Origin of the sequence: Corynebacterium sp. ES2715-CONJ3 (assembly GCF_024814365.1) — a bacterium.
Lineage (GTDB): Bacteria > Actinomycetota > Actinomycetes > Mycobacteriales > Mycobacteriaceae > Corynebacterium.
Genome location: NZ_JANUXS010000004.1, coordinates 91,104 through 114,770, shown reverse-complemented (window position 1 = coordinate 114,770; position 23,667 = coordinate 91,104). Strand labels below are relative to the sequence as shown.

The window sequence follows — 23,667 nt, the reverse complement described above, 5'->3', positions numbered from 1 at the left end:
TGTTTATTAGATTCGACCAGTATGCACCATTTATCTCTTTAGTGGCGATCGATAGCAGGATCCGAGGGGAATATAGGTTGAGACATTCAATCAGGTGTCGATTCGAGTAGGATATCGTGTCTACAGGCCCTTAGTTGCCGCAACTCACGGGAAAAAATTGAGCAGCGGAAACTAAGTTCGGTTATTAAAGAATTATGAAAAGGCATATTTTTAGAAAAATTCCTATTTTACTCCGCCCTTCAGGCTAGTGATAATCTCGTACACATATTGCCCAAAGCCGATCTAGAAAGATGCTATCGCTAGACCCGCTGTTTGAATGGAGACAAGATGCCTTTCCCTGATATTGATTCCAATACCTTTACCGCTTTGTTAGACATCCTTTACACTGACCAATACGGCGATTGGGAGGGTGCAAATCAGAAGAAACTTGACGAGTTAAATAATCAGCTTTACGAAGAGTTGGATCCTCAGCGCGAAGCCGAGGCAGAGTTGAAACAAGTGAAGGGTTATATCCACTCGCTGCAGGGTGAGATTGATAAGGTCAACGAAGATATCGAGTTAGCACGGGAGAAGATTGCACATCTGAAGATCAAAAAATCGCGGCTGAGAACTGAGTTTAATTTAGCTAAACGCGCTATGCGGGGCAGTCGCTACGAAGCTGAGCTAAAAACTGCAGGAAAGATGAGTACCTTTGTTAATACTGGATTAACAATCTGGCACTCCAGTAAAGCTCAGGAAATTGAGGAGGCTATCAATTCAATTGAATATAGTCTGGTCGATCTGAAAAATGCGATAGAACGGATGAGGGCTCAGCGGACGGATCTTAAGGAGGATCTTCGCGAGGCTAAAAAGGAGTGCACAGTAGCCAAGCGGGAGGCGGCGAAGGTTCCATTAAGTGCCAGGACCTTAGATAAAGAAATTGCTAAGTTTGTCGATGAATGGAAATCGCAACGACGGGCTTATCGCGAAGATCTTCGCCAATTGATTGAGCAGCGTCTCGATTCTCGTCTGGACCAGCGTCAGCAGATTGGGCAGCTGGAAGGCTTTATTGACGATTATGATGAGCTTAAACTGTCGTGGCAGCATATTTGGCAGCAAAAGCTCGCTAAGATTGAGGAAGCGTATAATCTTCCCGCGTTGATTAAGGCAGAGGAGGCTGGCGAAAGTCTCGCCGCACGTGCAGAGCAGAACGAGATCGAAGTGACCAGCGCATACCAAGACTTGAGAAGCGAAAAAGCTGAGCTCGAGGATATTCTCGCACAAGCAGAGAACAAAGAGATGGACTTGAGGAGTGCATTTTTTGGTAACAGGCTAGGCGTCCCAGCCGCGATAGCAACAGTGATTCTCGGTATTTTCGTTGTACTGATCGGTCCGTGGTCTCTGACGTTGACAGCGTTGGTTGTCATCCTTGGGGTCGCACTTTTGGTCTTAGTAGCCGCTTCCCTCATAACGGCTGTAGTGGTTAAAAATGCGGCGGATAGGGCACTCCAGCAGCTGCGAGAGGAATCTCGCGCTGAATTAAAGAATGTGGTTGCTAAACTCGATATGGTAGACGCGCAACTAGGCGAGGCAAAAGAACTCACTGTAGAGGCCCAAACCGAAAAATATGCGGCTGTGAAGAGCCTTCGTGCTGCCCGCGAGAAAGTCGAACGAGAAGTGAGAACAACTTATGGAATTCCCTACCCGGAGAGGAGAACACCTAACTTTCCTGTTGAGGCCGATAAAAAACAGCTAGAGATCTGCTTGGATCAAATCCGCTCCGATTTCTTCGGCCAGGTTCTCAATGATATAAATGAGCCACTTTCGGTTGATTACTCAACTTTCACTCCCAACGCCAACAGTGTTAGTCAGACTCCACTGGCACAGGATGCGTTCAACGAGTGGGTGGGAGCTAATGCTCATTATCCTTGGTGGACAGCGTAACGTTAGATCACCGCTTTTCCGTCGGAAGGGTAGCGCAGTTGGGCCCACAAAACCTTAGGTGGACAAGGGTAATTAGCTACCCTATGACTAAGTCGAAAAGGACAGGACACAAAGAGCAAGTCATGCAATGCTAAACATCGGGCACCTAAATATCCAGGTTGTTAGCCCTGGATATATTTATCAAGTATGAGTAGAGAGGCTTCCACGTGGTTAATCCGAATTGGATTGGTGAAGTCTCCTCGCTGCATAACGGTGAATTAGGGCCTACCAGCTTTCGTTAATGAGAGATCAAAAGGGTTTGCAGTTAGGGCAGACATCGGACTCGGGGTGTAGGTGCTGAACCCAATCGTATTCTCGGGAGAGCATATTAGTTTGCTTCTGTATGGAGATCCCTGAAACGTGGCGACGGCTGTCGCCGCACTACTAACTTTTTGGTCAATCGGGCTTTTACCTACGAGGTGCACAGCGGATTCATCATTGGGATATGTTGGGGTGTGCAAGGACTCTGGGTTTTCTAAGGTAGTCCAACGAGGATGCCAGAAACTCTGTATCCGAGGCTGATGGATCGATGAAGAATAAATCGCTGTGCTTAGGTGATCGAAAGCTGAGTGGTGGCGTTGATCTCGTTACTGATCTCAGTTCCTTCGACAAGCTATGTAGTTAAAGCTGTAGCTTTGACTTCTTTGCTCGTCAGGATGCCCAACGGTGATCGATGTTGAAGGTCGCTGTCGGTAGAGTTTTAATCGCTGCAGTAACTGTTTGGGGAGTGTCCTGAGGTTGCGGGGAGATTTTGTATGTCATGCTGTTTCTAGACTAGACGGATATTGTGGCACCCACTACCTTTCCGGCCATAGGCAGAATCAAAAGATGGCACGGAACTCTTCCTAGCACCTGCTGAACTTTTCCCAGTGACGAGTACCTCTCCCATTTCCCTGGCCTTGAACTGATCTGCGGCTACCATGATATCCTCGTAATTCGCTGCGATATAGATACGTCACACAAATCGTCGTTGACTCGGCGATTTCAGAAAATCCTTTTCGGTCGCCACAGTGGATACTGGGGACTCCGATGAACCTATCGTTTGCAATTTCGGTACCTAACGATGGCCAGTGTAGAGCCACCTTCAGCAGCAGGTATTCAATAACCCCAGAATGCGCTTGATGGCCTCTGTGTTCATACTTTGCGACCATGTGGATAGATTTGTCGAGAATATGCTTGTTGTCTGAGAAATTCGACTTCAGGGATGGTGAGAGAAGTTTATAGTGTAAAAGTCACAAAATTGGTGACGTTACCACGCAACAACTTTAGCTAGCTTTGAACCGGTGACTGTGCTGATCATATCCGGCTCTAGCCCCCTCTAGTCGTTAACTCCAAATCGGAATCTGTTTCTCGTAGAGCGCTACTCCCCGATTTAATTGTCTTAAATTCCCACAGCGATCTCAGCGGTTTTCTATCACCATTTTCCGGATTAACAACTCCCTGGGCGTCTTCGCATTTCTTTCGCGGCACGACATCCGTCGTCGCGCATCCACCCTCGTAGCTAAGTTTCGACCCTTCTTAACACGATTGCTGACTCCTCCCTCCACAGGCAGGTAAGGACAGAATCTCTTGGCTTGTGCGAGGAGGCAGTACAACTGAGTGGATCGTCATTTCCCTGAATGCCGAGGTCTTATTCCCCACATTGGCGCCCAGGCGCTAGAATTATTCCCTTGATAAAGGTCGCACACCGCACCTATCCCCCGCCTTTTGAGGGGAGTTGGGACGCGGTGCGCGAGAGTATGAAAGAATGGCAAGAATGATTGAAGTTCGCGGATTAACCAAAAAATATGGTGATGTCCTTGCTGTCGACGATTTATCCTTCGACGTCCAGCCGGGGATCATAACCGGCTTTCTCGGACCCAACGGTGCCGGTAAATCCACCACAATGCGGATGATCCTCGGGCTTGATAATCCCACCTCGGGCTCCGCGCTGATAAATGGTAAGCCCTACCGGTCTATGAGGAACCCCTTGGGGACTGTCGGTGCGCTTCTCGACGCTAAGGCTGTGCACCCCAATCGTTCGGCCTATAATCACCTCAAGTGGATCGCCCAAGCGAATGGTATTCCTACTGCACGCGTTCAAGAGGTCCTCGATATTGTGGGCCTGGGTGGCGTGGCGAAGAAAAAAGCCGGCGGTTTTTCCCTAGGTATGGGGCAGCGCCTGGGCCTTGCCGGGGCACTCCTGGGTGACCCCGAGATTCTAATTCTTGATGAGCCTGTTAACGGTCTCGACCCCGAGGGCATCCACTGGGTACGCGAATTATTGCGTTCGCTTGCTGCGCAGGGACGTTCCGTTCTGGTGTCTTCGCACTTACTCAGCGAGATGGCACAAACCGCCGATCACCTCATTGTCATTGGCAAGGGTAAATTGGTCGCGGATCAATCTACCTATGACTTTATTAAGAGCCACTCCGCAGCCTCAGTGAAAATTCGCACCGAACGCAGCGAGGAATTTGCTTCCAATCTCGATGAGGAGGGAATCAAATATATGCAAAGCAAGGACGAAGAAGGTCGCGATATCTTCCTGGTTCCAGATCAGACTACCGACTATATCGGTGCTGTGGCTTTTTCCTACGGGCACCTCATCCAGGAACTCACCCAGCAGCGGGCATCCCTGGAAGAAGCATTTATGGGCATGACGGGCGACGCTGTGCAGTATCAGTCCACCGTGACCGTTCAGCAAACGGAAGGATCATAGGAAAAGATTATGCTCAAAACGATTTTTTCAGAGTGGACCAAACTAATAAGCACCAAAGCCATCTACTGGACTACTGCGCTCTTTTTTGCACTCTGTGCAGGAACAGCTGCGTTGATGGGGTGGAATACCGTCCCACAGCCACAACTATTTAATATTCCCATTCTCTACGCCAGCGCCGCAGTATTAGCTGTTAATACCTTTGGTTTATTCATCGTGAGTATCCAAGCAATTATGGTGTTTACCGCTGAGTACCGCCACAATTATGCCTCGGTCACCTTTGCCGCCACCCCGCAGCGCATCCAAGTGGTTGTAGCTAAGTGGCTCGTCTACAGCCTCTTTGCGGCTGTGATGACCTTTATCACCACTATCAGCTGTTTCTATATCGCCAAGTGGGCTGCGAGTGAAGAGGCGAGCAAAACGCTCATTGTGTGGTCGGATGATAATGCCCTTCGTCTCATGTGGGTATTGCCGTTAGTTATCGTTCTCATGGTGACCTTCTCTCAGGGCGTTGCCCTTATCGTGCGCCAAACTGCGGGCGCGGTTGCGCTCATGTCGATGTGGATCCTTGCCTTGGAGAATATTGTGGGGCTGCTGCCGAAAATCGGTCCGTGGGTCGTTAAATACGGTCCCATGTCGAATATGCAGGCCTTTGTACAGCGCACGGATATTCAGGATATCGTGTGGGGCTACCAAGGTTCGGGTCTTTATTTTGCGGTATGGTCGCTCGCCATCCTCATCCTTGGCACCGTTATGGTGAAGCTGCGAGACGCCTAGTACGATTCGTAGCCCCAAACTCAGCCAGCCCCTTTTTCACCAGGGGCTGGCTTTATAATTTTGGTAGGGTACCCTTCCCTAGTATCAGCTGAGATTTACACAGGGTTATATAAAGATTCTCACTTCCAGCGGTATCCCTTCAATTTGAAAATTTGAGGCTTTGATGCAAAAAACGTCTACGATTTCTCTCGGTTTGCTGTTTGCCCTGGCACTATTAACAGCGTCAGGCCCCTTTTCTATTGACCTCTATTTGCCCGGGCTGCCCCAGGTGGCCGCGGAGCTGGCCACCTCAAAAGTGCAATGGACTCTCTCCTCCTTCATGCTTGGGATGGCTTGTGGTCAACTGGGTGTAGGAGCCCTAAGTGACACCTACGGCCGCAAGCGCTTTCTGATCGCCGGCGCTGGTATAGCCCTCGTTGCCGCTATAGGTTGTGCATTCGCCCCTTCCATTGGAATGCTTATCTCCGCCAGATTTTTCCAGGGTATCGGTGCCGGAATGTGCGTAGTCCTCGCCCGCTCTGTCATTCCTGATCTGATGGAAGGGGTTGCCGCCGCGAAGGCCTTTAGCTGGATGATGATCGTTGGTGGGATCGCACCCGCCCTGGCTCCCGTAGTAGGTGCCTTTCTTATCGATTTCATGTCGTGGCGCGGGATCTTCCTCGTGCTCGTGGCTATAGCCTTTCTACAAATGATGGTGGTTATTTTCTTCATACCCGAAACCCGACCCCCTAGTGCCCGCACACCCTTTAATATCAGCGCCTTCAGCGAAGTGGCGCGTAACCGAACTTTCCTCTTCTTCTGCGGGAGCTTTGCTCTCGGCTTTGGTACTCTTTTTAGCTATATCTCCAGCGCCTCCATCATTATCCAGCAGATCATGGGATATTCCCCTAAGATCTTCGCCTTGGTTTTTGCCATAAATTCCCTTGGCCTTATGTCAGGTGGCTTCATCAACACTAAATTGCTTGATCGCTATCCTCCGAGCTCAATTCTGCGAGGCGCCCTCGTGGTTGTGCTCCTCGCTGTGGGGGTTCTCAGCACTGCAGGATTGGTTAGGGCTCATCACTTTGTGCTTTTTGCAGCGCTGTTTTTCGCTATCGCTCCACTTTCGGTGGTGATGGGTAATGCCACGACCATCGCCCTCGGTGCGGTGCGTGCTCGAGCTGGTTCAGCCAGTGCGCTTTTAGGGTGCGGGCAATTTCTTATGGCAGGGCTTGTCTCCGCCATTGCGCCTCTTGGGAGCTATCCACCCGCTATGATGGTGGCGTCTATGGCGGTGTGTGCAACGGGAGCGTTGTGCCTATCTAGTTTGGGACGTCGCTCAATCAGCGCGTAATACCTACGTGCACATTAATCATGCTTATTCTTATTTGCTACTGAAGAGCTGAACTCAAGCGCATAATATTATCAATATAGCGCCTGCCTAGAGACCGAGTATTCCATTCGTCCAGGGTCAGGGGTATAGATGCATCTCGGTACTGTACGGCGATCTCGTGGAGATCCTCGATCATATCGCCGTGAGTGAGCATTACTGAGATCTCGTAGTTAAGGCCAAAACTGCGCATATCCATATTTGAGGAGCCGAATACCCCCAAGGAATTCTCGGATAATGGGTCAGCTAGGAGAAATTTACTGTGCAGCACAAAGGGCGCTGGATATTGGTAAATATTGACTCCCGCCTCCAATAAAGCCTGGTAATAGGAGGATTGAGCGTGCGCCACCATAAATTGATCCCCTTTTTCACTAACCAAGAGATCGACGGTGACCCCGCGGTAGCATGCTGATGTGACCGCTTCGAGGAGGGATTCGTCGGGAATGAAATAGGGGGAGCACATAACAATGTGGTCCACTGCTTGGTGGATAATCGAGTTGAACATCCGCAGATTAGGTTCGGTTTCATAACCTGGGCCGGAGGGCACTAACTGCATAATATTGACGTGATCCGCGCCGGGGGTTGGAGCGGGGTTCTCGGGCAGTTCTAATAATTCTTCAGTTTCAAGATACCAATCCACCGCGAAGATATGGTTGATATCAGTAACGATGGGCCCACCCATTTCCACCATGATATCTACCCATTCGCGCCCGTCACGGCGATTCTTGCGCAATAAATAGTGCGGTGCAATAAGGTTTTGCGACCCTAAGAAGGCGCGGTGACCATCAACGATGAGAATTTTGCGGTGATTGCGTAGATCGGGGCGCCGGAATCGCCACCGCCACGGGCGCAGCGGCAACATGACATGCCATCTCACGCCTATAGCGTCGAGGCGTTTGCCTAAAGAGAAATAACCTGGATATTTCCACGACCCCACGTGGTCAAAGAGGAGTCGGACGGTAACCCCGCGCTCGACTGCGCGCCTGAGTGCCTGGAAAAACGCATCAGTTTCCTCGTCCCAGGCGACAATATAGATTTCTACGTGCACACTTTCGCGCGCATTATCGACCGCTTTGGTCATGCGTTTCAAACTGTCGTGGAAAGAAGAGTGCACCCCATAATTGATCCCTGTCGCCAAGGGCATGGAGGTGAGATGCTTATTCAGGCTAACTATAGATGCCAATTCGGGGATCAAGGTGGGAACAGTACTGACGTGTTTTCGCTGTGAGAAGCGTTTATTTGCCTCTTCGAGTACGGCGTGGCGTCGCCTATTGATATAGGGTGAGCCCATTAAGAGAAAGAGCGGCAACCCGATATAGGGCAGCACAAGAATTGCAAGCAACCATGCAGTCGAGGATGAGGGGCGCCGACCCTCGGGTACGAAACCAATGGCGATAATTTTGATCGAATAATCAATAATGAGCAGGATGGTCTGCCACGATCCGAGGTCTAGATTCACCGATAATCAACTACCACCGGGGTATGATCAGAAGCCCCCTTGCCACGCCGTTCGTCCAAGTCAATAAAGCTATCGCCAATAATTAAATCTCGGCTGAGCTGGAAATCAATGAGCAAACCCTCGTTGCGTTCAAATCGGAAGTCTTTGTAATCAAAATTCGAATAACCCGTTTGGGGCGAGGCTATCTCGAGACCGGCGTCGATTAGCGCAAAGAAGGCTTGTCGTTCGGGTTCCGTAATATGGGTCTTACCAGCAAAAGCAGCAACGGACCAAACATTCTCATCGCGGGGGATCACATTAAAATCGCCACCCAAAATAAGCGGTCCCGAGGTAGTGTCGACATAGTTGCGTAACCCAAAAAGCCATCGCAGTTTGTAGTCATAGTGGGCATCGGCGATGCTTCGACCGTGAGGTGTATAGAGACTCCACACCTCAACTCCTTGGCAGGTGGCGCCAATAGCGCGTGCTTCAACCTCTTGAGCTGCAAGGGGGTCTTTGGCAAAGCCGGGCTGATGAGGGAAATGATATTGGATATCATCCAAACCGACCCGTGAGAGAATGGCTACCCCATTCCATTGGCCAAAACCACAGTGGGCGATTTCATAATCGGGGAAAGCATCATAGGGGAATTGCTCGTCCGTGCACTTCGTTTCCTGCAGCAGGCAGATATCAATATCGTGACGGTCTAGGAACTGGCGTGCCCGCTCGGTCCGAGTACGCACCGAATTTATATTCCAATTAGCAACTCGCATAACCAAGAGTTTAACCCTTCTACGAGGGATATGCGCTGCTAGCCCAAAACTCCCACCCGCGACCGGTGATGCTCATAAAAACCCAGGGATTCGAAGACCGATAGCAGGGCTTCGTAACCTGGATGCAGATAATAATAGGCCGTATGCGCCTGCACGCTCGAGCCCCACGATATGATAGCTGCTATCGCCGCGTCCACCTGGCTTTTAGCTAGGTCGTGTGGCGCTACTTCGGGGAGGAAAATACCCAAATAACCATGGACGACCACCCCAGTGGCACAAAGATCTAGTTCACTGTCCGCCGTTTCGATCCTCACGGTGTGCCGAATAGGCGCAGACTCCTCGGGTGCTGCGCGATCCGCGTTGAGCGGGTGCAGCGATTGTACTAAGGCGATAATCTCTGGTCCAACATCTTTTACCATGCGCTCGGCGGGCCTGCCTATCCGTTCTGGTAGCCACACGCGAGGCGGCACCCCGTGGTGTTGGGAGAAGGCCTGGATGTCCGCCACGGGGACCTCGCCAAAAGCTGCTGACAGGCCAAGGGGGATGGCCGATTCGAAGGCTAAGCCGTGGTGGCTCCCCGCGCGCATGAGCCATTGTCTGTTGGTAGACCAGGTGTGATATTCGCAAGCAACGCTGTGTGCATAAGCTGACTCCAGAGCGCGGATATCTGCATTTCTTACGGTACGTGGGGATAACTTCTTGATAATATGCACTTCCTCCCACGGCACTGTGATGACCGGTTTGGAGGAAATATAACCGCCAACCTTTTGGGGGCGCACCGTGATTGAGTGCCCCTGGTTGATCTCGACGACATGGCCAATGATATCGGTATGCGCTTTTTGAGCCTCTAACTCCGAAGACCCGGCCACAGCACGACGCAAGACGATGCGTTCGCCTACCGCAGGGGAGTCGGACCTAAAGATAAAAGACATTAGTTCTCGTCACATTCCTCGTCGAGATCATCGTGTCCAAAGGGATCGACATCTTCGCCAGGCATCCATGTGGAGCCGGGAGCACCCCAACCCTCAGCCTTGATAGCTTTTTTAGCGGCACGCTTCCAACGCCCGACGAGTACATCGGCGTAGACGAAGCCATCGAGGTGGCCCACTTCGTGTTGGAAACACCGCGCTAGGAAACCAGTGGCCTCCATACTGACCTCCTCGCCCTGTTCGTTAAGACCAGTGACTTTTGCCCATGAGGCGCGGCCAGTAGGAAAGCCCAGACCCGGCAGCGACAGGCATCCCTCATCATCCGACCCATCAGTTTCTGGCATGCCGAGAGGAATATCGGAGGTTTCCAGCACAGGATTGATAAAGCACCCACGGTGGTAGACACCTTGGTCATCGGGGCAGTCGAATACGAAGATGCGTTTATTCACACCGATCTGGTTCGCTGCTAGGCCTACCCCTCGTGCAACCGCCATGGTTTCATACATATCGGCGATTAATTCCTGCAGTTCAGAGACGGGTTCGGTAACTGTTTCCGTGGGAGCGTGCAGGACGGGGGTACCATATATAACGATAGGTCGAACAGTCATGCAATACAGTGTATTACATGGATGAGGCACGTAATCTACTTGCTTTCGAGCAACAAGCACCGCGGAGTCTTGGGGCCAAAGAAGAAGCGATTAGAAAGCAATTGGGAATGAGCCCGATTAGGTATTATCAACTTTTGAATAAAATTATTGATCAGCCAGCCATGATGCAAGAATATCCACTCCTGACTGCGCGCCTGCGCAGGTTAAGGGATACTAGGGATGAAGAGAGATTCAAGCGTTCAGGTACAACGAGTTAGGATATGAATGTGATGGACAAAGAGACCAGTCAGACGCTTCCCCTGCGCGGAATGGCCATGATTTTGATTGCAGTGGCACTTCTCCTCGCATCGTGGGGAGTATTCCAGCTCAATCGCTCGGATTCTTTAGATAACTGGGCAGCTCCATACCCCGTCGCGGACACCGATAAGACTGCCGGGAAACCCGTAGCCCGAAAGGAAACAACCACCCCTGCTCCAGTAAAAAAGACTGACACGTCTTACAAGGAGAAGTCTGAGGCAACCCCAGCCCCGGCCACCCCACGGGGTGGGACTGCTGGAGCCGTGGACCCCGGAACCCCAGCTGCTCCTCCAGCAGCACCAGCGCCCGCAGCTCCTGCACCGGCGCCCGCTCCAGCCGCGCCAGTAAATGTGTTGAATAACTCTCTCATACCAGGGTTGGCGGGCCGTGTGGAAATACGAGTCAATGACGTTGGATTCAAAGTTGGTGAAGTGGGAAATCTTCCCGAGAGCCAGCTCGTAGCCCCGCAGAATACGGTTTACTACACCGACAATGAGGCCGGAGCCCGCGAGCTTGCTCAAAAGCTGGGTGCTAACGCGGCACCTGCTCCCGCTGATCTACCTCAAGAATACAAGGATCCTGGTTCGCTCACTGTGGTCCTGACTCAGGAAATACGCTAGGTATATGCAGCAACGTTTCAATGCCTCGGCGCACCCCACTCTCGGGGTCGAATGGGAGCTTGCTCTCATGGATCCACAGACCTACCAGCTGGTGCCTATAGCTGAAGAAATCGCCGAGCAGGCTCGTGAGCGCTGTACCGACGTTCGTTTCGAGCTGGAATACCTCCAAAATACGGTCGAGATTGTCACGCCCGTTTGCCAAACCGTTGGTGAGGCCGTGAACTATCTGGATGTAGGTCTGCGTGCGGTGCGTGAAGCCGCTACCGAGCGGGGGCTCGAATTGTGGGCTGCTGGCTCACACCCCATCGCTCACTATTTAGATCAGGAAGTAAGTACCAAGGGCCGTTACGGCGAGATGGTGGAATACACCCAATTCTGGGGCAAACAGATGCTTATCTGGGGTCTCCACGTACATGTGGGAATATCCGATAAGGAGCGCGTGTGGCCCATTATTAACGCGCTCATGACTAAGTACTCTCATCTTTTGGCGCTTACTGCATCGAGTCCAGGGTGGGAAGGCTGCGATACTGGTTATGCGTCCAATCGCACCATGTTATATCAGCAACTACCAACTGCAGGTCTGCCCTATCAGTTTGCTAACTGGTCGGAATGGGAACTGTTTATGAACGACCAAGAGCGGGCTGGGGTAACTGAATTAACCGGTACCATGCATCTTGATATCCGTCCCTCGGGTAAATGGGGGACCATTGAGATTCGGGCGTGCGATGCCCCTACTAATTTCCCTGAGTTGGCTGCAACCGTGGCTTTAGCGCACTGCCTCGTCGTGCACTTCGACCGCATGATTGAGCGCGGCGAGACCTTACCTTCTCTGAAGTCGTGGCAGGTGGCAGACAATAAATGGCGTGCTGCGCGTTTCGGCTTAGAGGCCGAGTTGATCGTTGATGAAGACGCCTCAGTACGCCCAGTGACCGAGGAATTAGAAGCCCTAGTGACGGAGCTGTTACCACTGGCTCGTGAGTTACAGTGTGACCAAGAGCTGCTAGGGATCCGCACGATCATAGCGACGGGAGCTTCTTATCAACGCCAACGAAAGCTCTACCAACGCACCGGTTCCTGGGATGCGGCGATGGATATGGTCGTAGCCGAATTACACCAACCGCACCAATCACCAAAACCGGTCTAAATGTTTCTCCTCCTGCACGATCCACGTGAGCGACCAGATATTTTTACTGATCTGGTACAAAAGCTGCACCCTATCAAAATCGCTCCCATTAGCCCTGGCCCCCTACGCGAACAAGCCCGCGCGGTCGAGCGTTTCTTGGATAAACACGAAGTGCGCGGAGAGATCCATATAGTAGCCCGCGGCTTGAGCGGATTTTTAGCTCAGCTTTTGAAGGAGCGCTCCCCGGAGCGCTTCCGGGAGTTATATATCTATCATTACCCGTCTCAGCTCTTAAAACTGCCGAGGTTTATATTCCGCGACAAGGCTGTGATTCCTACCCAAATTGCTTTCCACCAGGTCAACGATGACGCTGAGTTGCTCGCGCTGCTAAGTTCGAACTCCTAAGAGCAAACGAAAAAGGCCTTGAAGAGAGTGGCTCTTCAAGGCCTTTATCCTAATTCTTCCCGTAGCTTAGGAGGAAACTTGCTTCGGCGATCGCAATATCGCGAATTTCATTGGGATCGACTGATTCATTGGGGGAGTGGATGGTGCACAGCGGCTCTTCTACACCGAAGAGTGTGAGCTCGGCATGGGGGTTAATCTCCATGAGTTCCGTACATAGCGGAATGGAGCCACCCGAGCCGATATAGCTGACTTTCCGATCTCCGTAGGCGCCAGAGAGAGCTTGGCTGAATTCCTTAACTGCGGGCCCGTCGACCGACGCGGAGAACGGCTGGTTGATATCACTGATTTCCACGTCAAGGTGGACTCCCCACGGAGCGTGCGCGCGGGCATGAGCAGCTACGGCTTCGGCCACGTCGTGAGCGTCGAGTCCCGGGGGCACACGAAGATTCAGGCGCGCGGCGGCAGTAGCAGGTACAGCATTAACGGCCTCAGCTACCTCCGTGGAGCTGAATCCGGTCACTGAAATTGCAGGGCGCGCCCACACCATATCGGCTGGGTTGTCGTCCTCGGTGCCCATGACCTCAAGGCCCTCAAGGAGGCCCGCATCGGAGCGGAAAGTATCTTTATCATAGCTAGCGCCTGACCATGTGGCGGTACAGTCCACACCATCAATCGTGGTGCGCCCAAACTCATCGCGGAAGGAATCAATAATTCTGATCAATGCAGCGGTGGCATCTGGGGCGGCACCGCCGAAAGAGCCGGAGTGGACGGGAGTTTTCAGAGTATCCACCCGTAGATCGATCTGGCCACCGCCGCGAAGTGAGGTAGTCAATGTCGGTTCACCAACGCTGGCATTACCTGAATCGGCAATGAGGATCACGTCGGAAGTGACGAGGTCGGGGCGTTCGCTTAAGAGAGCTGAAAGCTCAGCACCACCTTGCTCCTCTGACCCTTCAAGCAAAACGATCAGACCCGCGTTGGTCCCACCGAATTCCCGGACGGCGCGTAGCGCGGCCAAATGCATGGCTATATTGCCTTTGCAGTCCGCGGCGCCGCGAGCATACCAGCGGCCATCCCGGTCGGTGAGGGAGAAAGGATCCGAGTCCCAGTGTTCCCGATTACCGGCTGGGACAATATCGTAGTGGCTGTAGAGCAGCACGGTAGGCGCACCATCGTGCGCCTCCTTGGTGCCAATAAATATGGGGGAGTGCGTTTCCTCTTTATAGGCGGTGACTTCCAAGCCGAGGGATTCCAATTGTTCGCGCACCCATTGGCCGGCGTGGGCGTGATCGGCAGCTAGATCGGTGATGCCGTGGACGGAATTGAAAGAGGTGAGGGCTTTGAGGTCAGCCCAGATGAGTTCGCGTTGACCTTCAATATAGGTGCGAACGCGTGCAATGGTGGATTTTTCTATCATGGGGGTCATTCTAGTCACTCGCCGGATGAAAGGTACGTACCTTCCATCCGGCGCTTATCCGTGTAGGAGTATAGATATGAGTCGATTGGACTTAACTTAGACTTCGCTGCGAGCGAATTTTCTTGCACTCGTGGTAGTTTGACTGCTAGAACGTAATTAGCACTTAGCTACCACGAGTGCTAGATAAAGGTTCGAAAAACGTAAGCGTTTCTAAGGAGAACAAGCACTATGGCAAAGATTATTGCCTTCAATGAAGAAGCCCGTCGCGGCCTTGAAAAGGGTCTCAATACCCTCGCTGATGCTGTCAAGGTTACCTTGGGGCCCAAGGGCCGCAATGTCGTGCTCGAGAAGAGCTGGGGTGCCCCTACCATCACCAACGATGGTGTCTCCATTGCTCGTGAGATCGAGCTCGAAGATCCCTATGAGAAAATCGGCGCTGAGCTCGTTAAAGAAGTAGCTAAGAAGACTGACGACGTCGCTGGCGACGGCACCACCACTGCCACCGTGCTGGCCCAGGCCCTGGTGCGCGAAGGTCTGCGCAATGTTGCAGCTGGATCCAACCCCATGGGTATTAAGCGCGGCATCGAGAAGGCCGTCGATGCGGTGACCAAGAAACTGTTGGAGAACGCCAAGGAAGTAGAGACCGAAGAGCAGATCGCTGCTACCGCTGGTATCTCCGCTGCTGATCCTGCAATTGGTGCCCAGATCGCTAAGGCAATGTACGCAGTGGGCGGCGGCAAGCTCAACAAAGAATCGGTTATCACTGTTGAAGAGTCCAATACCTTCGGTGTGGACCTAGAAGTAACCGAGGGTATGCGCTTTGATAAGGGCTATATCTCCGGATATTTTGCTACTGATATGGAGCGCTTGGAAGCAGTATTGGAGGACCCATATATCTTGTTGGTATCTGGCAAGATCTCCAATATTAAAGATCTTCTCCCCTTGCTGGAAAAGGTTATGGGCGCCAGCAAGCCACTGCTGATCATTGCAGAGGACGTCGAGGGTGAGGCTCTCCAGACCCTCGTGGTCAATAAGATTCGCGGTACCTTCAAGTCGGTAGCCGTCAAGGCCCCCGGCTTCGGCGATCGCAGGAAGGCCAACCTGCAAGATATGGCTATTCTCACCGGTGGTCAGGTTATCGCTGAAGAGGTAGGTCTGTCCCTCGAAACCGCTGATCTGCCGCTGTTGGGTCGCGCACGCAAGGTGGTAGTTACCAAGGACGAGACCACCATTATTGAGGGCGCTGGTTCTGCGGAGCAGATCGAAGGCCGGGTCAACCAAATCCGCGCTGAGATTGAGAACTCCGACTCCGAATATGATCGTGAGAAGCTGCAGGAGCGTTTGGCTAAGCTCGCTGGTGGCGTGGCTGTTATTAAGGTTGGCGCTGCTACCGAGGTTGAGCTGAAGGAGCGCAAGCACCGCATTGAGGATGCCGTTCGCAATGCGAAGGCAGCCGTCGAAGAAGGTATCGTTGCCGGTGGCGGCGTAGCCTTGCTGCAGGCAGCGCATGTTCTCGATGCTGATATGGGCCTCGAGGGCGATGAAGCTACAGGTGTGAAGATTGTGCGTGAGGCGCTTTCTTCTCCGCTCAAGCAAATCGCCCACAATGCCGGCTTAGAGCCAGGTGTGGTGGCTGATAAGGTTGCTGGTCTACCTTCCGGTCAGGGTCTGAACGCTGCTACCGGTGAATACGTTGACCTCATGGAAGCCGGTATTAACGATCCGGTAAAGGTAACCCGTTCCGCACTGCAGAATGCTGCTTCTATCGCAGCACTCTTCCTCACCACTGAGGCTGTGGTGGCGGATAAGCCTGAGCCTGCTGGTGCGCCTGCAATGCCAGGTGCCGATGAGATGGGTGGCATGGGCTTCTAAGTTCTAGAAAGCTCTTTTGACGCCGTAGGGGTTGACTCTACGGCGTCTTTTTGTGCTGTCAAACCCCAAGGAATGCACTCGTGTAGTGCTCTTAGATTTCGCATCTCTTGCAGTTAAGGGTAAGGCAGGTGCTAGACGCCGGCAATTTCCCCCTATTGTCCCAGCAATCTGCTCATATTCTCGGCGACGTGATGGAGCTAGTGTGGAACGTCTAGCTGGGATATTGCACCCCCGCTAAGGGGTATTGGAGAATAATATTCATACTAATTTTTCGCGGTGAGCCACAGTGTGGAGCGTTATCGTGGCCAGCATCTTCTGCGTTACGGTTGGGGGAGTAAATCTTTATAATCATTGCGTGAGTAAACCTTATAAACCCAGTTGAGACCCAATATGTTCGGGTCGATAAAGTTTTAGCCCAATCGGTGAGACGTAGGTGAACCTACCGAGATCTTTGCAGGCTGGATAAACTTTATGACCAACTTGATTTGTAGATTGCTCATCCTGTGGCACAATAGTTTCAGAGACACCGCTTCATCAGGGGTGTACGACATATCCGCTTCACAAACTGACTCACGGTCAGTTTCAACACAAGGAGATTTTCATGGATGTTTCTATGATCGTCGATCAGTTCAACAACTTCAAGAAGTTCGTCGAAGCCCTCGGTAACCTCTTCAAGGATTTCCCAGGCTTCCTCAAGAGCCTCGGTTCTTTCTTCTACAACATCGAGAGCCTCGCTGGTGAGACCAAGGGCTACTTCGAGGTTCCTACCAAGGCTGCTGCTGAATAGTAGCTAGGCATCCTGCCTCATAAATAAATCTTTCACCTCTCAAAATTTCAGGAGAATTAAATGAACAAGAGCGAAGCATCAGTAAAGGCATACGAAGGTTTCACCGAGGCCATCACGCAGTGGACCGGCCTTTCCAACGAAGGCCTCATCGGTGGCCTCATCGACATCTTCTTGGCTCTCGCTAAGCACCTCGGTCGCGTTAGCGATCTGCTCAGCTTCCTCAAGTAAGCTGAATGGGCTGACTTATAGAGCAGCTAATATCTTTAAATAAAAGAAGTCCGCATTCGTGAGAATGCGGACTTCTTTTATGCGTATATTATCGATTATCAGGCTAGTAATCATGGGCAATATTTGAGCGTGCGGGGTATGCTTTATATATGGCTGATAACGATAATGACCTGCCCGTCATCGACCTCGCTGCCACCGAGGGTTATATCGTTGACGATACCGATGAGGATGATCCGGTCCTCCTAGCACCGGATGGAACACCCGTTGATACGTGGCGTCAAGGTTATCCCTATTCCGAGCGTCTTACCCGCGAAGAATACGAACATGAAAAGCGCCAATTACAGATTGAGCTCCTCAAATGGCAGAACTGGACCAAGGATACGGGTCAGCGCCATATCATTCTTTTTGAGGGGCGGGATGCCGCCGGCAAGGGTGGAACCATTAAGCGCTTTAACGAGCATCTCAATCCCCGTGGTGCACGCACGGTGGCCCTAGAGAAGCCATCCCCGAGGGAATCGACCTCCTGGTATTTCCAACGGTATATTGAGCACTTTCCTAGTGCCGGCGAGATCGTCTTTTTTGACCGTTCGTGGTACAACCGCTCGGGAGTAGAACGCGTCATGGGGTTTTGTACCGAGTCGCAGCACGCAGAATTTCTGCGCGAAGTTCCAATGCTGGAAAATATGATTCTCGGCTCTGGCATATCACTAACGAAGTTTTGGTTCTCCGTATCACAAAAAGAGCAGCGCACGCGCTTCGCTATTCGCCAAGTTGACCCCGTGCGTCAATGGAAGCTCTCGCCTATGGATCTCGCTTCCTTAGATCGCTGGGACGACTATACCCAAGCGAAGGAAGAGCAGTTTAGGTATACCGACACCGATGAGTCCCCATGGATTACTATTCGCTCGAATGACAAGAAGCGGGCTCGCTTAAACGCCATGCGTTATATCTTGAGCAAATTTGAATATACCAACAAGGATTATGACGTGGTTGGTGAACCAGACCCCCTGATCGTTATGCGGGGGCGAGATCGCATTGGCGACTAATGAAGACTGTTCTCATCCAGAGTGCTCTGTGCGTCGCTGAGCTCAGCATCAATGATGGCGTGGGCCAGGCGCCGCAAGTGCTTTAACTGCTTATGTGTGGACTCATACAAAGCGGTGTGTTCGGCCTGACTAACAATGGTGGCCAATTCTTCTTGGGCTTTACGACCTTTTTTCGTCGCCCTAACAATTTGGCGGCGGCGATCCTTTGCGTCTCGTTCTCTTTTGACCCACTTCTTCTTTTCCAGGGCATCGATGAGACGAACCATATCGGAAGCATCTACTGCTAGTAACTCACACAGCGCGGTCTGACTGGTGGCATTGGTGTTCATCAAACACGAAAGGACCCAAAACTCGCGTAGGCTTACTTCTTTGTCCACGAGGCCGGCTTCGATGATATCGCGAGTGCGTCGACGCAGTCGTTCCAGCTGGAACGAGGGTGACTCGAGCAGCGCGGTGGGGATTTCGAATGTGGGCATGACACCTATCATACTGTGAGCATGCTGGGAGTGTTGCTATTTTTTAGCCTAATACTATATGTGGATACTATTGACCGGTCAGTGGACGAAAAAAGCCCCAGATAAAACTATGTTTTATCTGGGGCTTAACTTTTTAAATTAGAACATATGCTGCATGGTGGCAGCAGAGGTGGCCATCGTATTGTGAATGCTTGGAGCCGAACCCTCGTCATCAGAGTGCGAGGATACAAATGGAAGGCCGGATATCAAGTTTGCGAGGAATCCGTTGCCGTTGCTCATGATTTTTTAACTCATTCCTTCGAGTATTAAGAGTAGTTTTTGTTTTCCCGGCCGCAGCCTTTCTGCTGCCGTTAAGACCTATAGTGCACCTTCTGTGGAGGGAAAGCAAGGGCAAAACAAAACTAATCGGAAGGGGTGCCATTGAGCGTGTGCGGCTAGGGCACAAGAACGGAATAAATTCCACCCTTGCATAATTTTTCAGCTAAAACACCTGTTGGTATCTAATAGTATGAAGAAATATGGGTTACTGACTACTTGATTAGTGTGATAATAGTCAAAGGATAGGCCAGTGTGATTTTCATAACAGCGTTGAGACTTGGGCGTTGATATGCCCGATATATGTCCGAATGTCTGTTTTTCCAACAAAAAACCTGAGCCACGCGGGGCTCAGGTCCTAGTAGGTAACTGTAGCGAAGATTAAGATGCGATATCCAGTCCGGCGGCAAGCCATGCGTCTGTGCCACCAGCGATATTGATAACATCGAATCCTTGTGCTTCTAAGAATGCACCCACCCGAGCGGACCGTCCGCCGGCCTTGCAGATCACATAAACCTCACTTGTTTTATCGATCTCCTCACATCGCTCCTTAATCGCAGACATAGGAATATTCACCGCGCCTCGGGCGCGGACTTCCGCAAATTCATCGGCCTCGCGGACGTCGATAAGCTGGCAGTTCTGAGGGACTTCCCTCACGGTAATTTCACGCATAATTTGATGCTACCTCCTTTACCAAGCACGAGGGGCCCTATCCCTTCGGAGTCGAAGAGATAAGGCCCCTTAGTGCAAGCCTTATGAGGTGAGATTATTTGAAGCGCTCGATAGCTTCGTGATGGATTTTCTCGGCCTCAGCTTTATTGCCCCAACCAGAACCAGTGACGTCTTTATTAGGCTCCAGATCCTTATAGTGCACAAAGAAGTGCTCGATCTCATCCTTCAGCGAGGTGCTCACATCGTCAATATCTTGAATGTGGGCCCAGCGGGGATCATCGATTACGCACAGCAACTTGTCGTCGCCACCAGCTTCGTCGGTCATCTTAAATACGCCTACGGGGCGGGCAGTAACGATAACGCCAGGGAATACCGGCTCAGGGAGGATTACTAGGGCGTCAAGAGGATCGCCGTCCTCGCCCAGCGTGTGGTCAATAAAGCCATAATCTAGTGGGTAGGCCATAGGGGTAAATAGGTAGCGGTCGAGGTAGACCTTGCCGGTCTCGTGGTCGACTTCGTATTTATTACGCGATCCCTTAGGAATCTCGATGGTTACTTCCACGCTCATAGAGTTCTCCACTCCTTATGTAAAGACCTTAGTCTCAACGAATATGACAACGACCGATATTCTACCCCACGCCTGAGCATCAGGGTGGCAGGCGACGGTTCAGTGAGCACAACAAATCTACCCGATGTCACAGCCAGTGGACTATATTTGAGAACAAATGAAAAAAGCACAATGGTGGATCGCAACAATAACAGCAACCGTGGTAGTGGGAGCAACCGCTGGTACGGCAGTCATCGTCAACGAGCGCAATAAGCTTTACTATGACGCCCCCACGCACGCCAATCCTTTAGAAAACCCTAAAGTTATCCCCATCTCAGCCCTAAGTGACTCCACATACGACCCAGCGAAGCTGCGCCTTGTCGATAGATTCCTCAACGATCCTCGCTTGGGTACAGCCAGTTTCAAGGTGCGTAATACAGCAACAGGTGATGTAGTTGTGGATAAAAACGCTGCTTTGGCTCTCAAACCTGCGTCCACCGCGAAGATGCTCACCGCGGCGGCAGCTCTTATCGCACTCGGACCGGAGAAAACAATCAGCACCTCCGTAGTAGCCCAAGACCAACATACCGCGGTCATCAAAGGAGCGGGTGATGTTAGTTTAAGGGCTGCAGACTTGGATGAGATGGCCCAAGCGATTACCTCACAGTTGCCTGAGGTGCGGGCCATCTTGGTGGATAATTCCGCCTTTAGAGCACCAGAATTCATGCCAGGCTGGGATCCAAGGGATATTGATGGCGGATTTGTAGCCCCCATCCAATCGGTCATGATCAATGAAGGGCGATTAGGGGCAGAAAGTGGCTACGTACCGAGGAGTCACACTCCTGCGCTCGACGTAGCCCAAGAAGTGGCCGCCCGGGTAGGGGTGGACACCTTTGGCCTAACCACGCTAACAAACGTCGACACTCTGCCGGAGATTTTCCGCCACGATTCCGCGCCCCTAGAGCAACGTCTCGAGAGAATGATGGAGGATTCGGATAATGTCATGGCTGAAGCCATTGCCCGAGAAATCGATCCTGTAAGGCCAGTGGAAAAGGCCCAAGAGGTCCTCGCGCCTTATTTCAATCTGGACGGTATAAGGCTCGTAGACAATTCGGGGCTATCGGTGGATAACCGCATTCCGAGTGCGCTGCTTGAGGATATCGTCTTCCGTGCCGCCACGGATTTGGAACAATTACGGCCCCTACTATCTACCCTCCCCGTCGCCGGTGGAACCGGCACCCTCGCGACGCGCTATGAGAATTTAGCTGGGCGGGGATGGGTACGTGCTAAAACAGGTACGCTCGATCACGTTGCCTCCCTGGCGGGGATCGTTCAGGGTGCATCAAATACCGTGTACTCTTTCGCCATTATTGGCAATGATATCGACGTATTAGAAGGACGCCTCGCCATGGATGAGCTGTTGAGCGATCTGCGGGCGCAAGGATAGCCCAGATTGTGTCTACGCCCTTTTGGCCTGATAAGAGTCCCCATTTTCTGCTCTGCCGCAAAGCGGTGCGACCCTTTAAAGATCTCAAGCCCGTCATCGGATTATCGGGTGGTGCAGATAGTCTGGCACTAGTAGCTGCGGCGGCAGCGGAGGGAGTAGCAGCAAGAGCCATCTGCATCGATCACGGTCTGCAGCTCAATTCCGATACTCAAGCTGCCCGCGCCGCCACCCAAGCTGAAGCCCTGGGCATCCCCGCGGAGGTGCGCCGTGTCGTTGTTGCACCCGGAAATATTGAAGCCCAAGCCCGAGCCGCGCGTTATCAGGCTCTAAGAGAATACGGCACCGAAATTTGGGTGGCCCACACCGCCAACGACCAAGCCGAAACTCTGCTGATGGCACTGATTCGTGGACATGCCTCCGGAATGCTCCCTGACGGAGAGGTACGCCGGCCCTTCCTAAGCCTGCGTCGAGAAGAAACCGAAGGGGCCTGTCGCGAACTGGGGTTGGAGTATTGGGAAGACCCGATGAACCACGACTCAACATTATTACGTACCCGGTTGCGCTATCAGCTGCTGCCGCTATTTAAAGATCTTGCAGGCGATCGAGTGATTGACAATCTCGCTCACGCTGCACACCACGTGGCTGTGAACCACGAGTTTATTCGTCAGCAGGCGGTTGTGACCACAGATATTTCCACGCTGCAAAATTTGGCTACCCCAGTGCGCCTCGCTAGCATTCGGGGCTTGGTTTATGAATATGGAGGCACCGTCAATGCCACAACTGTGGAGGCTATAAACGCCCTCATCATGCGCTGGCATGGTCAAGGGGCGGTTGCGTGCGGTGCAATCCAGATTCGCCGGCGCGGCGCTGATCTGATTATCGAGCACGTATAAAAGAATGGAATACTCACGCTAAACGTGGCACACTTTGTAAAGGTAGTATCGCCTTTTATTTGCAGAATGTAGGAAAGTGTCTATGCAACTGATCAAGGACTTTAACGTCCCAGCTCACCGCTATGGTGCCGATGTCGAAGCGGTGTTAATCAGCGAAGAACAGCTGAAAACTCGAATCCAAGAGATGGCCGATAAAGTCTCAGAGCACTACCGAGATAGTGACCAAGATATCGTCCTGATTTGCGTGCTCAAAGGTGCCGTTTTTTTCCTTACCGACTTCGCTCGGGCGCTCTCAATTCCCGCTCAGTGTGAATTTATGGCGGTGTCCTCTTATGGAAATTCCACCACATCCTCCGGAGTGGTGCGCATCTTAAAAGATCTAGACCGCAATATAGAAGGTCGCGATGTAGTGATCGTCGAGGACATTATTGACTCCGGGCTGACCCTTAAATGGCTGCTGCGCAATCTGAATAATCGCAAGCCTAAATCCCTCGAAGTAGTCACCCTGCTGCGCAAGCCCGAAGCTGTGAAGGTCGATATTTCGCTTTTCGACGTTGGCTTCGATATACCCAATGAGTTTGTTATCGGATACGGCCTCGATTTTGCTGAGCGCTATCGAGATCTACCCTATGTGGGCACCTTGCAGCCTCGACTATTCCCCGATAACGGTGGCGATCAGTCCTAAAACTTCCCTGTCAAAAGGGCATACTGGGTACCCACGCCTGTTAAACGTTACCAAAGGGAATTTCGCTCAGGGGAGCGATCTCACTTCCAGCTAACTCAAGTGCTTGTGAGTACTCGCGGGTGCCTGTGAAGTGTCTGGAACTATTAGGCTACTTTTTAACGTTATACCTATTGATAGACGGGCATCTGCTATCTCCCAGACGATAGCGAGCAAGAATTTTTTCTAAGGACCGCACACCACAAGAAAGGGATCGGTTTTTCACCACTTCCCATCAGCTCACAGCACC

General features: G+C 51.9%; 24 protein-coding genes. 15 read left to right on the top strand and 9 right to left on the bottom strand.

From position 1 onward, the window contains the following. Window positions 1–327: 327 nt before the first annotated feature. From NXT00_RS06110 to NXT00_RS06095, 4 genes are all read left to right on the top strand, one after another. Window positions 328–1,923: a hypothetical protein gene (locus NXT00_RS06110; RefSeq protein WP_259158420.1), complete on the top strand. Its 1,596-nt coding sequence runs from the start codon at window positions 328–330 to the stop codon at window positions 1,921–1,923. A gap of 1,795 nt (window positions 1,924–3,718) precedes the next feature. Further along, a complete protein-coding gene (locus NXT00_RS06105) occupies window positions 3,719–4,660 on the top strand; it encodes an ABC transporter ATP-binding protein (RefSeq protein ID WP_259079000.1) in 942 nt (313 codons plus the stop codon). A gap of 6 nt (window positions 4,661–4,666) precedes the next feature. Beyond that, window positions 4,667–5,434, top strand: coding sequence for a multidrug ABC transporter permease (locus NXT00_RS06100; RefSeq protein ID WP_396124764.1), 768 nt, complete (start codon window positions 4,667–4,669; stop codon window positions 5,432–5,434). A 163-nt stretch (window positions 5,435–5,597) separates the two neighbouring features. Then, entirely contained in the window at window positions 5,598–6,767 is a 1,170-nt protein-coding gene (locus NXT00_RS06095; protein ID WP_259078764.1) for a multidrug effflux MFS transporter, read from the top strand. A gap of 37 nt (window positions 6,768–6,804) precedes the next feature. Here the strand turns inward: NXT00_RS06095 and NXT00_RS06090 are convergent, their stop codons facing one another. The 4 genes from NXT00_RS06090 to NXT00_RS06075 are packed head-to-tail and all read right to left on the bottom strand — an operon-like array spanning window position 6,805 to window position 10,551. Then, window positions 6,805–8,262 carry a phospholipase D-like domain-containing protein gene (locus NXT00_RS06090; RefSeq protein ID WP_259158419.1) on the bottom strand — a complete coding sequence of 486 codons (1,458 nt, stop codon included), beginning with the start codon at window positions 8,260–8,262 and terminating at the stop codon, window positions 6,805–6,807. Beyond that, complete coding sequence (locus NXT00_RS06085) at window positions 8,259–9,014, bottom strand: exodeoxyribonuclease III (protein ID WP_259158418.1); 756 nt, start codon at window positions 9,012–9,014, stop codon at window positions 8,259–8,261. The genes NXT00_RS06090 and NXT00_RS06085 overlap by 4 nt, the downstream gene beginning before the upstream one ends. A 38-nt stretch (window positions 9,015–9,052) precedes the next feature. Further along, entirely contained in the window at window positions 9,053–9,946 is an 894-nt protein-coding gene (locus NXT00_RS06080) for a hypothetical protein (protein ID WP_259158417.1), read from the bottom strand. Further along, entirely contained in the window at window positions 9,946–10,551 is a 606-nt protein-coding gene (locus tag NXT00_RS06075) for a peptide deformylase (protein ID WP_259078768.1), read from the bottom strand. Before NXT00_RS06075 ends, NXT00_RS06080 begins: the two co-directional genes overlap by 1 nt. 17 nt (window positions 10,552–10,568) lie before the next feature. On the opposite strand from NXT00_RS06075, the gene NXT00_RS06070 reads away from it, so the two are divergent. Genes NXT00_RS06070 through NXT00_RS06055 form a run of 4 tightly spaced genes read left to right on the top strand, consistent with a single transcriptional unit; the run spans window position 10,569 to window position 12,996 of the window. Continuing rightward, window positions 10,569–10,808: a DUF3263 domain-containing protein gene (locus NXT00_RS06070; protein ID WP_259078769.1), complete on the top strand. Its 240-nt coding sequence runs from the start codon at window positions 10,569–10,571 to the stop codon at window positions 10,806–10,808. A gap of 3 nt (window positions 10,809–10,811) precedes the next feature. Further along, window positions 10,812–11,468 carry a LytR C-terminal domain-containing protein gene (locus tag NXT00_RS06065; RefSeq protein WP_259158416.1) on the top strand — a complete coding sequence of 219 codons (657 nt, stop codon included), beginning with the start codon at window positions 10,812–10,814 and terminating at the stop codon, window positions 11,466–11,468. A 4-nt stretch (window positions 11,469–11,472) separates the two neighbouring features. Further along, window positions 11,473–12,612 carry a glutamate--cysteine ligase gene (locus NXT00_RS06060; RefSeq protein WP_259078771.1) on the top strand — a complete coding sequence of 380 codons (1,140 nt, stop codon included), beginning with the start codon at window positions 11,473–11,475 and terminating at the stop codon, window positions 12,610–12,612. Then, window positions 12,613–12,996 carry a hypothetical protein gene (locus NXT00_RS06055; protein ID WP_259078772.1) on the top strand — a complete coding sequence of 128 codons (384 nt, stop codon included), beginning with the start codon at window positions 12,613–12,615 and terminating at the stop codon, window positions 12,994–12,996. 49 nt (window positions 12,997–13,045) lie between these two features. Here NXT00_RS06055 and NXT00_RS06050 read toward each other — a convergent pair whose 3' ends face one another. After that, window positions 13,046–14,422, bottom strand: coding sequence for a dipeptidase (locus tag NXT00_RS06050; protein WP_259078773.1), 1,377 nt, complete (start codon window positions 14,420–14,422; stop codon window positions 13,046–13,048). A gap of 219 nt (window positions 14,423–14,641) precedes the next feature. Between NXT00_RS06050 and groL the strand changes: the two genes are divergently transcribed. The 4 genes from groL to ppk2 all read left to right on the top strand — a co-directional run bounded on the left by groL (window position 14,642) and on the right by ppk2 (window position 18,346). Next, window positions 14,642–16,285 carry a chaperonin GroEL gene (gene groL / locus NXT00_RS06045; RefSeq protein WP_259078775.1) on the top strand — a complete coding sequence of 548 codons (1,644 nt, stop codon included), beginning with the start codon at window positions 14,642–14,644 and terminating at the stop codon, window positions 16,283–16,285. A 601-nt stretch (window positions 16,286–16,886) separates the two neighbouring features. Beyond that, window positions 16,887–17,072, top strand: a complete 186-nt coding sequence (locus NXT00_RS06040) for a PorH family porin (protein WP_259078778.1) — start codon at window positions 16,887–16,889, stop codon at window positions 17,070–17,072. Between the two features lie 60 nt (window positions 17,073–17,132). After that, window positions 17,133–17,300 (top strand): hypothetical protein, encoded by a 168-nt coding sequence (locus NXT00_RS06035; protein ID WP_259078780.1) that lies wholly within the window; start codon window positions 17,133–17,135, stop codon window positions 17,298–17,300. Between the two features lie 149 nt (window positions 17,301–17,449). After that, entirely contained in the window at window positions 17,450–18,346 is an 897-nt protein-coding gene (ppk2, locus tag NXT00_RS06030; RefSeq protein ID WP_259078784.1) for a polyphosphate kinase 2, read from the top strand. On the opposite strand, the gene NXT00_RS06025 is transcribed toward ppk2, so the two are convergent. The 4 genes from NXT00_RS06025 to NXT00_RS06010 all read right to left on the bottom strand — a co-directional run bounded on the left by NXT00_RS06025 (window position 18,343) and on the right by NXT00_RS06010 (window position 20,377). Next, on the bottom strand, window positions 18,343–18,822 hold the full coding sequence (locus NXT00_RS06025; RefSeq protein ID WP_259078788.1) for a MarR family winged helix-turn-helix transcriptional regulator: 480 nt from the start codon (window positions 18,820–18,822) through the stop codon (window positions 18,343–18,345). The two genes, ppk2 and NXT00_RS06025, sit on opposite strands and share 4 nt — an antisense overlap. 138 nt (window positions 18,823–18,960) lie before the next feature. Further along, a complete protein-coding gene (locus NXT00_RS06020; protein WP_259078789.1) occupies window positions 18,961–19,101 on the bottom strand; it encodes a hypothetical protein in 141 nt (46 codons plus the stop codon). A gap of 417 nt (window positions 19,102–19,518) precedes the next feature. Next, entirely contained in the window at window positions 19,519–19,809 is a 291-nt protein-coding gene (locus tag NXT00_RS06015; protein ID WP_259158415.1) for a rhodanese-like domain-containing protein, read from the bottom strand. Between the two features lie 94 nt (window positions 19,810–19,903). Next, the gene (locus NXT00_RS06010; RefSeq protein WP_259078791.1) at window positions 19,904–20,377 is read right to left on the bottom strand and encodes an inorganic diphosphatase; all 474 of its coding nucleotides are present in this window, start codon (window positions 20,375–20,377) and stop codon (window positions 19,904–19,906) included. A 157-nt stretch (window positions 20,378–20,534) separates the two neighbouring features. On the opposite strand from NXT00_RS06010, the gene dacB reads away from it, so the two are divergent. From dacB to hpt, 3 genes are all read left to right on the top strand, one after another. Next, entirely contained in the window at window positions 20,535–21,803 is a 1,269-nt protein-coding gene (dacB, locus tag NXT00_RS06005) for a D-alanyl-D-alanine carboxypeptidase/D-alanyl-D-alanine-endopeptidase (protein WP_259158414.1), read from the top strand. Between the two features lie 8 nt (window positions 21,804–21,811). Further along, the gene (gene tilS, locus NXT00_RS06000) at window positions 21,812–22,696 is read left to right on the top strand and encodes a tRNA lysidine(34) synthetase TilS (RefSeq protein WP_259078796.1); all 885 of its coding nucleotides are present in this window, start codon (window positions 21,812–21,814) and stop codon (window positions 22,694–22,696) included. An 82-nt stretch (window positions 22,697–22,778) separates the two neighbouring features. Further along, entirely contained in the window at window positions 22,779–23,381 is a 603-nt protein-coding gene (gene hpt, locus NXT00_RS05995; RefSeq protein ID WP_259078801.1) for a hypoxanthine phosphoribosyltransferase, read from the top strand. Window positions 23,382–23,667: the final 286 nt, after the last annotated feature.

What these genes read in the sequence shown, in the direction of transcription:
- NXT00_RS06065 (WP_259158416.1), top strand. Translation starts at nt 10,812, where the DNA reads ATGAATGTGATGGACAAAGAGACCAGTCAGACGCTTCCCCTGCGCGGA.
- NXT00_RS06020 (WP_259078789.1), bottom strand. Translation starts at nt 19,101, where the DNA reads ATGAGCAACGGCAACGGATTCCTCGCAAACTTGATATCCGGCCTTCCA.
- NXT00_RS06070 (WP_259078769.1), top strand. Translation starts at nt 10,569, where the DNA reads ATGGATGAGGCACGTAATCTACTTGCTTTCGAGCAACAAGCACCGCGG.
- NXT00_RS06105 (WP_259079000.1), top strand. Translation starts at nt 3,719, where the DNA reads ATGATTGAAGTTCGCGGATTAACCAAAAAATATGGTGATGTCCTTGCT.
- ppk2 (WP_259078784.1), top strand. Translation starts at nt 17,450, where the DNA reads ATGGCTGATAACGATAATGACCTGCCCGTCATCGACCTCGCTGCCACC.
- NXT00_RS06010 (WP_259078791.1), bottom strand. Translation starts at nt 20,377, where the DNA reads ATGAGCGTGGAAGTAACCATCGAGATTCCTAAGGGATCGCGTAATAAA.
- NXT00_RS06040 (WP_259078778.1), top strand. Translation starts at nt 16,887, where the DNA reads ATGGATGTTTCTATGATCGTCGATCAGTTCAACAACTTCAAGAAGTTC.
- dacB (WP_259158414.1), top strand. Translation starts at nt 20,535, where the DNA reads ATGAAAAAAGCACAATGGTGGATCGCAACAATAACAGCAACCGTGGTA.
- NXT00_RS06025 (WP_259078788.1), bottom strand. Translation starts at nt 18,822, where the DNA reads ATGCCCACATTCGAAATCCCCACCGCGCTGCTCGAGTCACCCTCGTTC.
- NXT00_RS06080 (WP_259158417.1), bottom strand. Translation starts at nt 9,946, where the DNA reads ATGTCTTTTATCTTTAGGTCCGACTCCCCTGCGGTAGGCGAACGCATC.
- NXT00_RS06110 (WP_259158420.1), top strand. Translation starts at nt 328, where the DNA reads ATGCCTTTCCCTGATATTGATTCCAATACCTTTACCGCTTTGTTAGAC.
- NXT00_RS06050 (WP_259078773.1), bottom strand. Translation starts at nt 14,422, where the DNA reads ATGACCCCCATGATAGAAAAATCCACCATTGCACGCGTTCGCACCTAT.
- NXT00_RS06085 (WP_259158418.1), bottom strand. Translation starts at nt 9,014, where the DNA reads ATGCGAGTTGCTAATTGGAATATAAATTCGGTGCGTACTCGGACCGAG.
- NXT00_RS06035 (WP_259078780.1), top strand. Translation starts at nt 17,133, where the DNA reads ATGAACAAGAGCGAAGCATCAGTAAAGGCATACGAAGGTTTCACCGAG.
- hpt (WP_259078801.1), top strand. Translation starts at nt 22,779, where the DNA reads ATGCAACTGATCAAGGACTTTAACGTCCCAGCTCACCGCTATGGTGCC.
- NXT00_RS06060 (WP_259078771.1), top strand. Translation starts at nt 11,473, where the DNA reads ATGCAGCAACGTTTCAATGCCTCGGCGCACCCCACTCTCGGGGTCGAA.
- NXT00_RS06055 (WP_259078772.1), top strand. Translation starts at nt 12,613, where the DNA reads ATGTTTCTCCTCCTGCACGATCCACGTGAGCGACCAGATATTTTTACT.
- NXT00_RS06075 (WP_259078768.1), bottom strand. Translation starts at nt 10,551, where the DNA reads ATGACTGTTCGACCTATCGTTATATATGGTACCCCCGTCCTGCACGCT.
- NXT00_RS06095 (WP_259078764.1), top strand. Translation starts at nt 5,598, where the DNA reads ATGCAAAAAACGTCTACGATTTCTCTCGGTTTGCTGTTTGCCCTGGCA.
- NXT00_RS06015 (WP_259158415.1), bottom strand. Translation starts at nt 19,809, where the DNA reads ATGCGTGAAATTACCGTGAGGGAAGTCCCTCAGAACTGCCAGCTTATC.
- groL (WP_259078775.1), top strand. Translation starts at nt 14,642, where the DNA reads ATGGCAAAGATTATTGCCTTCAATGAAGAAGCCCGTCGCGGCCTTGAA.